The organism is Moorena sp., from assembly GCF_982860115.1.
This window is the reverse complement of sequence record NZ_CEYLVT010000257.1, coordinates 1-9,750: the sequence shown is the minus strand read 5'-3', so window position 1 is coordinate 9,750 and position 9,750 is coordinate 1. Positions and strand designations below refer to the sequence as shown.

At 46.5% G+C, this 9,750-nt stretch carries 3 protein-coding genes; all 3 read left to right on the top strand.

Annotated features, from left to right (window positions below; translation table 11 throughout):
* Window positions 1–328: 328 nt before the first annotated feature.
* The 3 genes from AC4II3_RS28205 to AC4II3_RS28195 all read left to right on the top strand — a co-directional run bounded on the left by AC4II3_RS28205 (window position 329) and on the right by AC4II3_RS28195 (window position 9,433).
* Window positions 329–583: an acyl carrier protein gene (locus AC4II3_RS28205; RefSeq protein ID WP_488014613.1), complete on the top strand. Its 255-nt coding sequence runs from the start codon at window positions 329–331 to the stop codon at window positions 581–583.
* Window positions 584–740: 157 nt separating this feature from the next.
* Complete coding sequence (locus AC4II3_RS28200) at window positions 741–2,507, top strand: NAD(P)/FAD-dependent oxidoreductase (protein WP_488014615.1); 1,767 nt, start codon at window positions 741–743, stop codon at window positions 2,505–2,507.
* Between the two features lie 134 nt (window positions 2,508–2,641).
* On the top strand, window positions 2,642–9,433 hold the full coding sequence (locus AC4II3_RS28195; RefSeq protein WP_488014617.1) for an SDR family NAD(P)-dependent oxidoreductase: 6,792 nt from the start codon (window positions 2,642–2,644) through the stop codon (window positions 9,431–9,433).
* The last annotated feature ends 317 nt before the right edge of the window (window positions 9,434–9,750 follow it).

Sequence of the window (9,750 nt, the reverse complement as noted above, 5' to 3'; positions counted from 1 at the left end):
CCCGCCCCCTGGTGAATTTCACTACCATTGCAGAAAAATTATAAAGTTTTGTAAATAGCTGCGTAACTTCTTGGAGTGACCCAGACATCTTAATAGAACAACTTGGAACCACAAGTTCAATCTCATCCCCCTTTTATAAAAGGGATGCAACAAAAGATTGTCGGGTAATTGGTAATGGATGCTCGGTAAGATTACCGCTATTATCAATTGCCAATTACCAATTACCAAAAGACAGTAAAACGTTGTTGCAGGCTCACAGGATAATTGATATCCAAACCAAACCAAACATTACTGTATTCAAACTGAAAAAAATACCGGAGTTAGGCAAATGGCCCAATCTATTACTTTTACTCAAGACGAAATTCAAGCTTGGTTAATTGATCAGTTAGCTGAGCGTCTGGAAATGGAACCAGCTGATATTGATATTAATGAGCCTTTTGATAACTATGACTTAGATTCTAGCCAGGCTTTGATTTTGCTGGGACGGTTAGAAAAGTGGCTTGGACGTGAATTTAATCCAGTCTTAATTTTTAACTATCCAAGCGTTGAACAACTTGCTCAGCGCTTAGTTCAAGATTCCTAGTTTGCTCAATAAATATGAGCATCCCACTTTGTAAAAAGTCTCATAAAAATGCTGTTAATTATAGGATTTTAGTTGAGTTATAGCCTAGATTTACAGCAATGGGATGCTCCCCAATAAGGTTACTATTGATTACTGAAAACTACTAATAAATTAACTAATGAATAACACTCAATCTCAAGAATACGATGTTGTCATTATGGGTGCAGGCTTTGCAGGGGTCTGTCAAGCCCGACACCTACTTCTGAATATCCCTAATATTAAGATTGCCCTGATTGATCCTCGCCCAGAAGAAAGAACCGAGAAGGATCTAAAAATTGGCGAATCAATGGTAGAAATCGCTACTCTTTTCGTTTGTAAAGAGTTGGGTCTCTATGAGTACATGATTGATAACCATCCGCCCAAATTTGGGTTAAGTTTCCATTGGCCAAAAGATCCAACTAAAACTGAAACCACTGATGATTATTATCACATCTGGGCTAATCGGCAACCTCCCCTAGCTTCCTTCCAGATGAATCGGGCTAAATTCGAGCGGGATCTGCTCAAGATGAATAAGGCGATGGGAGCGATTTTCTACCAAGGTCGTGTGGTAGATGTGGATTTAACTCCCAAAGATGCTATCAAGACGGTTAAGGTCAAGAAAGTTGATGGTGAGTACATAGAACTTAAGGCAAAACATGTTATCGACGGGGCAGGTCGTAAATTTATTATTGGTCGCAAAACCGACAATGTTCTATTTGGACCAGACAATCTTTTTGGACTCAATACTGGTTCGGCATGGGTAAGGGTTAAAGGTGTAGATCGCACGATCTTCCATGATGGTTATGATCCCAATAGTATTACTTGTAGCCATTACTATGCCACTAATCATTGGTTTGGTCATGGTCACTGGCTGTGGATGATACCTACAGAAAAGGAATCCCAGGAAATATCCATTGGTATTGCTCAACATCGACGTGTTATTCCTGATAAAGAAATCAATACCAAGGAAAAGTTCTACGCTTTTTTGAAGGCAAATCACAACATGCTTTATCGGCTGGTTACAAGTGGTGAAGCTGTTGATTTTCACTATCTTCCAAGACCTTCACACACCAGCAAAACTATGTTTTCTGAAGATAACTGGTACGTTCTTGGAGATGCTGCTTGTATTTTTGATCCCTTCTATTCCTTGGGAACAACCATGATTGCCTTTGCTATTGAGGGGGTTACAGAAATTATCCGAGCTAAACTCGCAGGGGAGTCCAATGCGGAAGAAAAGCGCTCTGCTTACAATCAGTTTAACCTCACTTACACCAGATTCAACAACCACCTGATCAAATATCACGATAAGCATCTTGGTCACGCCAGTGTTATGAGTTGGCGCATTTACCAAGACTATATATGGTGGTTCGGTGTTATTGTGCCTATGTACCTGGGTAAATGGCATCTGGATTTAGATTTTATTCCCAGATATGTGAAAGGTCTTGAAGCTAACATGAATGGATACAGTGAGCATCTGTATCAACAATTCAATGAATTAGTGGAGCGTGGTGCCAATATTGGTTTTATGGACTGCTACCGTGGAGACCAATTAGTTTGGGGTTACAACACTCTTGAACATTTTGATGACTTTTTGGAGAACACTAAGCTTGAGCCTAAACGGTGCAATATCTTTGCTTCTATGAAATATACCAGTTTCTACAACACAATTTGGTATGCAAAGTTTCTCTGGAAAGGCTTTGGTTTGTCTGGGTTTATCGCTCCAAAAAATCTTTACTACTTATTCCAAAATCTAAACAATACAATCCAGATTTATATCGGTGAAATAATCTATAAGCACTTCACCAAAGACTTACCTGCAAACAGTAAAATTGCCAAAATGCGCCAAGAATTCACCAGTTACCAGTACCGGGCTGAATTACAGCCGTGGATTAAAGAGGTAGCTTAGGTACCACTACAAAACTAAAGCGCTAGTCAAGAGGTAATTGGTAATTGATAATCGATAATTGGCTGACAGCACCACCTATTACCGATTACCTATCTTCTCATCCCCCCAGTATCAATACAAAAAGGGTTTTTAACATGGAACCAATAGCAATAATTGGCATTGGATGTCGTTTTCCTGGTGCCGAAAATCCAGAGGCTTTTTGGAAATTATTATGTGATGGAGTCGATGCTATTAGTGAAATCCCCAAAACCCGTTGGGATCTCCGTGACTTCTATGATTCTGACCCAGATACTCCTGGCAAAATGAACTCTCGCTACGGGGGCTTTTTGCCCCAAGTAGACCAGTTTGACCCCCACTTCTTCGGCATTTCCCCCCGAGAAGCCACTGCCATGGACCCCCAACAACGGCTATTGCTAGAGGTGGCTTGGGAAGCCCTGGAAGATGCAGGACAGGTGCGAGACCACTTGGCTGGCTCCCGAACTGGAGTATTTGTGGGAATTTCCAACCATGATTACAGCTACACTCATCCAGATTATTCCATTGAGCCCCAAGGATACGATCTCACCGGTAATGCCTTGAATATTGCCGCTGGTCGCCTTTCCTATTTATTCAATTTTAAAGGGCCTGCGATCGCAATCGACACCGCCTGCTCTTCCTCAATGGTTGCAGTTCACCTGGCCTGTCAGAGTCTTTGGAATGGAGAGTCTACCTTAGCGTTGGCTGGGGGTGTGAATATTATCGTTTCACCCATTGGTCACATTGCCCTAAGTAAGCTAAAAGCCCTCTCTCCCGATGGTCGCTGCAAAGCCTTTGATGCCACAGCCAATGGCTACGTTCGCAGTGAAGGAGCAGGTTGCATTGTCCTCAAGCCCCTATCCAAAGCATTAGCTGATAATGACCCAATTTACGCCACTATCCGAGGCAGTGCAGTTAACCACGATGGTCGTAGCAAGGGATTGACTGTTCCCTATGGTCCAGCTCAAGAAGCACTAATCCGTCAAGCCTTAGACAATGCTGGGGTAGCCCCCTCGGAAATTAGTTACATTGAAGCCCATGGTACTGGCACACCCCTGGGAGACCCGATTGAAATGATGGCTCTCGGTTCCGTGCTTGCTACTGATCGTCAGGAGGAAAACTATTGTGCTGTCGGAGCAGTTAAAACCAATATTGGTCATTTGGAAGCTGCTGCTGGCATTGCTAGTTTAATCAAAGTTGCCTTATCTCTCAAACATCAACAACTACCCCCCAGCTTGCACTTTGAAAATCCTAACCCCTATATTCCCTTCGATACTCTACCGCTACGGGTTCAGGAGAGGCTAAGTCCTTGGCCTGAGCAGTTTGGTTTAGCCAAGGCTGGGGTCAGTTCCTTTGGGTTTGCCGGTACTAACGCCCATGTGATCTTAGAACAAGCTCCTCAATCCTCCCAAGTTCCGGATCAGGCCAGACCCCTGAAGCCACCTTACTTACTACCGCTCTCAGCCCATAGTCCAGAAGCGGTCAAATCCCTGGCTAACACTTATCAAGACTATTTAGCCACTCAAGACCCCAATCCTACTTTATTAGAGGACATTTGCTACACCGCTAGTGTCCGGCGCACTCACCATAAACACCGCTTAGCCCTAGTAGTTAATTCCCCTGAAGACGCGAAGGAGCGCCTGCAAGATTTACTCCAAGACCCCTCAGATCTTGACTTAGCTAGTGGTAGTAAACGGGGCAACCGCCGTCCGAAGGTAGTTTTTGTTTGCTCTGGTCAGGGGCCTCAGTGGTGGGGGATGGGACGGGAACTACTGCAATCGGAACCAGTATTCCGAGGGGCGATAGAGGAGTGTGATGCCCTGATTCGCTCCCAGGCTAACTGGTCATTGTTAGCGGAGTTAACAGCGGACGAGTCTCAATCCCGCCTTGGGGAAACGGAAATTGCTCAGCCTGCTATTTTTGCCCTACAAATTGCCCTGGCTCGGCTGTGGCGTTCTTGGGGCATAGAGCCAAAAGCAGTAGTGGGTCACAGTTTAGGTGAAGTGGCAGCAGCTCACATTGCTGGTAGTCTCAGCTTAACGGATGCTGTGAGGTTAATTTGCGATCGCGGTCGCTTGATGCAGCAAGCCACAGGCAATGGCAAGATGGCAGCATTGGAACTCTCCGTAGCTGATACAGAACACCTGTTGTCTGAATACGATCGCATTTTTGGATCGGAAAACCCTAACCTAGGCATCGCAGCAATTAACAGTCCCACCTCAACGGTGGTGTCTGGAGAGTCTAGAGCAATGGAATTATTCCTTGAATTCCTTGCCCAGCGGCAACCGGATGTGTTCTACAAATTGCTGCCAGTGAATTATGCCTTCCATAGTTCCCAAATGGCACCATTTCAGGAGGAGTTGGTGCAGAGACTGGAAGGGCTCGAACCTAAGCCAGAAACTATTCCGGTCTACTCTACAGTTACCGGTTGCGCTAGTCAAGGTTCAGATTTCGATGCTACCTACTGGGGGCAAAATATCAGGCAAGCTGTCCGCTTTGCTCCAGCTATTGAAGCCTTAGTGGAAGCTGGTCATAGGATCTTCTTAGAAATTAGTCCCCACCCAGTCCTTTCCGGATATATTGCTCAAACCCTCGACCATCTCAATCAAGCAGGAGTTGTTGTACCCTCCCTACGCCGTAGTCAGGGGGAACGAGCAACCATGCTCACCTCTCTAGGTAAACTCTACACCCAGGGCTTTACAGTAGCGTGGCATAAACTATTCCGATCCTCCCATTGTCGGGTTGTGAGTTTACCCTCCTACCCTTGGCAGGAAGAACGGTATTGGGTCGAGCAGAAATCTCAAAGACCATCTCAAAGACCACAAGCATTCTTGTCTCAGGAAAACCCTGATGTTCACCCCTTACTAGGGCAACGGTTACGTTCACCCCTCACCGAAACCCTATTTGAATCCCAGTTAACACCTGAGGTGCAGCGTTTCCTAGTCGGTCATCAGGTCTACGGCATGGTAGTGTTGCCTGGGGCGGCTTACTTAGAAATGGCTCTGGCAGCAGGGGCTAAAGTCCTAGGGTCAAACCTAGGTTCAGGTTCCACCACCCTTAAGGACGTAGTCATTCAAGAAGCCCTAGTTATTCCAGAGGATGCTAGCCGTACGGTACAGTTAATCTTAACCCCGGACGGAACAGGGGAAGCGCTGTGGCGGATTTTGAGCTTGACCACTGAGGGAGAGGATGGCCCCAACGCCTGGACACAGCACGCTATAGGCAAAATCTCTGTTGGACAAACAGATGGACAGACAAATGGAGAAACAAAGCTAGTCTCAATCTCTATAGAAGACCTCAAGGCCAAGTTTCCAGAAGAGTTGTCTGTTAAGGAATACTATCAACAACTCCGCCAACGGGGACTAGAGTATGGTTCCAGTTTCCAGGGTATTGAGCAACTTTGGCGGCAAGAAGGGGAAGCCCTAGGCCGGATTCAGCTGCCCGAGGAGTTAGTCTCTCAAGCCCAAGCCTATCAACTGCACCCGGTCTTGATGGATTCTGGTCTCCAACTGCTATTTGCCACCTTGTCTGGTGATGGGGATACGGATACCTATCTGCCAGTGGGTTTGGATAATTTGCGGGTATACCGTCGTCCTGAAAACCAGTTGTGGATTTATGGTCAGATGCGTCCCCAGGATGGCTTGAATCAGGAAAGCCGTACTGCTGACCTGAAGCTGTTGGATAATCATGGACAGGTAATCGCAGAACTAGAAGGATTGCATGTTAAGCGGGCAAAGCGTCAGGCTCTGCTCCATACACTCCAAGACGACTTCAAGAATTGGCTCTACGAAGTGGAGTGGCAACCCAAAACTCGTCTAGGTCAGATTCTACCAGCAGACTATTTTCCCAGCCCCTCCCAAATTAGCGATCGCATCCAGCCTCATGCAAATCAGTTGCAGAATCAGCATGGATTGGAAATTTATGAAGACATTTTAGTTCAACTAGAAGCTTTCAGTGGTGCTTACGTAGTAAGTGCTTTCCAAAAAATGGGTTGGCAGTTTCCGCTGAATGAGCCCATCACCGTAGTTTCTTTAGCACAACAGTTAGGTATAATCGAGCCCCACCATCGTCTGTTCGGTCGGATGCTGGATATCTTAGCCGAAGAAGGGATACTTACAAAGATTAATACCACCCAGTGGCAAGTTTCCCGAGTGCCTGATCTACAAGTCTTTGAGCAGAAGCCCACAGACCTATTGGCTCAATACCCTGCCTATGACGCTGAGTTTACCTTACTGGAGCGCTGTGGAGAGAAACTAGCAGAGGTTGTACAAGGAAAGTGTGACCCAATCCAACTGTTGTTTCCTGATGGATCCTTTACCTCTGCAGAGAAGTTGTATCAGGAATCCCCAGGTAATCGGGTGTTTAACCTACTGATCCAAAAAGCTGTATCAATGGCTGTGGAGAAGTTGCCAAAGGGACGAACCATTCGAGTTTTGGAAATTGGAGCCGGAACCGGAGGCACAACCTCCTATGTTGCTTCCCAACTTCCAGCCAATCGGACAGACTATGTATTTACCGATTTGTCCCATTTGTTCATGGCCAAGGCTGAGGAGAAGTTTCGTGATTACCCCTTTATTCGGTATCAGATTCTGGACATCGAACAAGACATCGAAGCCCAGGGATTTGCTTCCAATCAGTTCGACCTAATCTTAGCATCCAATGTCATCCACGCCACCAGTGACCTACGCCACACTATGACCCATGTTCAGCAACTGCTGGCACCAGAGGGAATGGTGATGTTGCTGGAAGGAACCGGACGTCAGCGTTGGTTAGATCTAATCTTTGGTTTAACAGAAGGCTGGTGGAAATTTACAGATACCGAGTTACGACCAGATTACCCCTTACTTACTCCCTACCAGTGGCAAGATTTGTTAGAGGATATCGGATTTGCCGAGACCGGAACAATTCCAGAAGCAGGGGCTAACAGTGGCAGCTTATCCCACCAATCCATTATCCTGGCTCAAACTGCTCAATTAGACTTGCAAACTGAGCAACAGGAACTGATATCTCCCATGCCAGGGCAGGGAAGTAGTTGGTTGATTTTTGCTGATAACAAGGGTATTGGTCAACAGTTAGCAGCACAGCTCAGTTCCCGTGGGGAAACCTGTACGATGGTCTTTCCCAGCACCTCTTATCAACAGCTCGGGGAAGGTCAATACCAGATTAACCCAGAGCAACCAGAGGATTTTCAGCAGTTGCTCAAAGCAGTAACTACCAGTGATATTCCCCCTTGCCGTGGGGTAGTACACCTGTGGAGTTTGAATACGGTAGACCCAGCAAAAATGACAGTAGCAGACTTAGAGGCTGCCTCAGTCTTGGGATGCCGCAGTGTACTTCAGCTACTGCAGTCCATGGTTAAAGCCGAGTTCTCCAACTTACCTTCATTGTGGTTGGTTACTCAAGGGGCTAAGCAAGTGAGCGCCCAACCAACTCCTTTAGCAGTGGCTCAGTCTCCCTTGTGGGGTCTTGGTAAAGTGATTACCCTAGAACATCCAGAACTTGACTTTGTACAAGTGGATTTGGATCCCTTAGGTCAGGATGATCAGGCCAAAGCTTTATTTGAGGAACTGTGGTTAGACGATAACGAAGGAGAGAACAATCTAGTTTTACGTCACGGACAACGGTATGTACCTCGCTTAGTGCGCCACCGTCAGCAGGAATCAACCCCAGTGGAATTGCACTCCGATGGCACCTATTGGATTACAGGTGGTCTGGGAGGTCTGGGTTTAGTCGTTGCCCAGTGGCTAGTGGCTCAGGGTGCAAGGCATCTGGTCTTGGTGGGACGCAGCGGTGCTTCCGAGGAAGCCAAGGTCACCTTGAAGGAGCTTGAGGATATGGGGGCTAAGATCCTGGTAGCTCAAGCGGATGCCTCTCAAACTGAGCAAGTTAAGAAGGTGCTAGGTGAGATTGAAGTCTCTATGCCACCACTGAAAGGGGTGATTCATGCCGCAGGTGTTCTTGAGGTTGGCCGACTCGAACAACAAAATTGGCAGGACTTTGCTAAGGTATTAGCCCCTAAAGTCCAAGGAGCCTGGAATTTACACGTGCTGACCCAGCACATACCGTTGGACTTCTTCATTCTGTTCTCCTCAATCGCTTCCCTGATCGGCTCACCAGGTCAAGGAAACCATGCAGCAGCTAATACCTTTTTGGATACTCTAGCTAATTATCGCCAAACTCAGGGGCTGCCAGGGTTGAGCATTAACTGGGGGGCATGGTCTGATTTAGGGGCAGTAGCTAAGCGCAACTTGAACAAAATGTCAAGTATGCGAGGTCTGGGTACTATTGCACCTAAGCAAGGGTTACAGGTATTAGAAGAAATTTTCCACAATCCCTCTGCCCAAATTGGGGTGATGCCGATTGAGTGGTCTGAGTTCCTACAGCAATTTAGTGCTGATAACATCCCACCGCTACTAACTGAGTTAACCCTTGAAGCAACAACACAGGTTGTAGCAGAGGAAACATCAACCCAAGCCTTTGAGTTTATACAGGCATTACAACAAGTTCCACCCCATCAGCGCCACGAACGTTTACTTAGTCACATTCGAGACCAAGTTAGCAAAGTTTTAGGTTGGAGTTCTTCCCATAGCATAGATCCCCATCAAGGTTTCTTTGACATTGGCATGGACTCTCTTACCTCTGTGGAGTTGAGGAATCGTCTACAAACCTCTTTAGGGCGATCGCTATCTTCAACCTTGATCTTTGACTATCCCACTATCGACGCTCTTGCCGGGTATCTGGTCAGTGAAATGTTTACCGAAGAGGAGCAGGAGGAGGAAACAGACTCTGCTGAGACTACACAGAAGGATGATCATCCTACACAAACCCTAACCTCAGTAGACGTAGAACAGCTTTCAGAAGAAGATGCTGAAGCCTTACTACTCAAGGAACTAGAAAGTATTAGCGTCTAAGGAATCGGAACCCACCCCTAACCCCTCCCAGGAGGGGAACGGGAATCGGGAATCGGAACCCACCCCTAACCCCTCCCAGGAGGGGAACGGGAATCGGGAATCGGGAATCGGGAATCGGGAATAGATACCGAAACCCTAACCCCGAAACCCTAACCCCGAAACCCGAAACCCTAACCCTAAAAACTCAATTAGATCTACCAACATTAGTAGTAGTTTTTCGATACTGTTTTCGTCAATTATTATCACTTTTGCCTATTGCCTATTACCTATTGCCTATTGCCTATTGCCTATTGCCTATTGCCTATTGCCTATTGCCT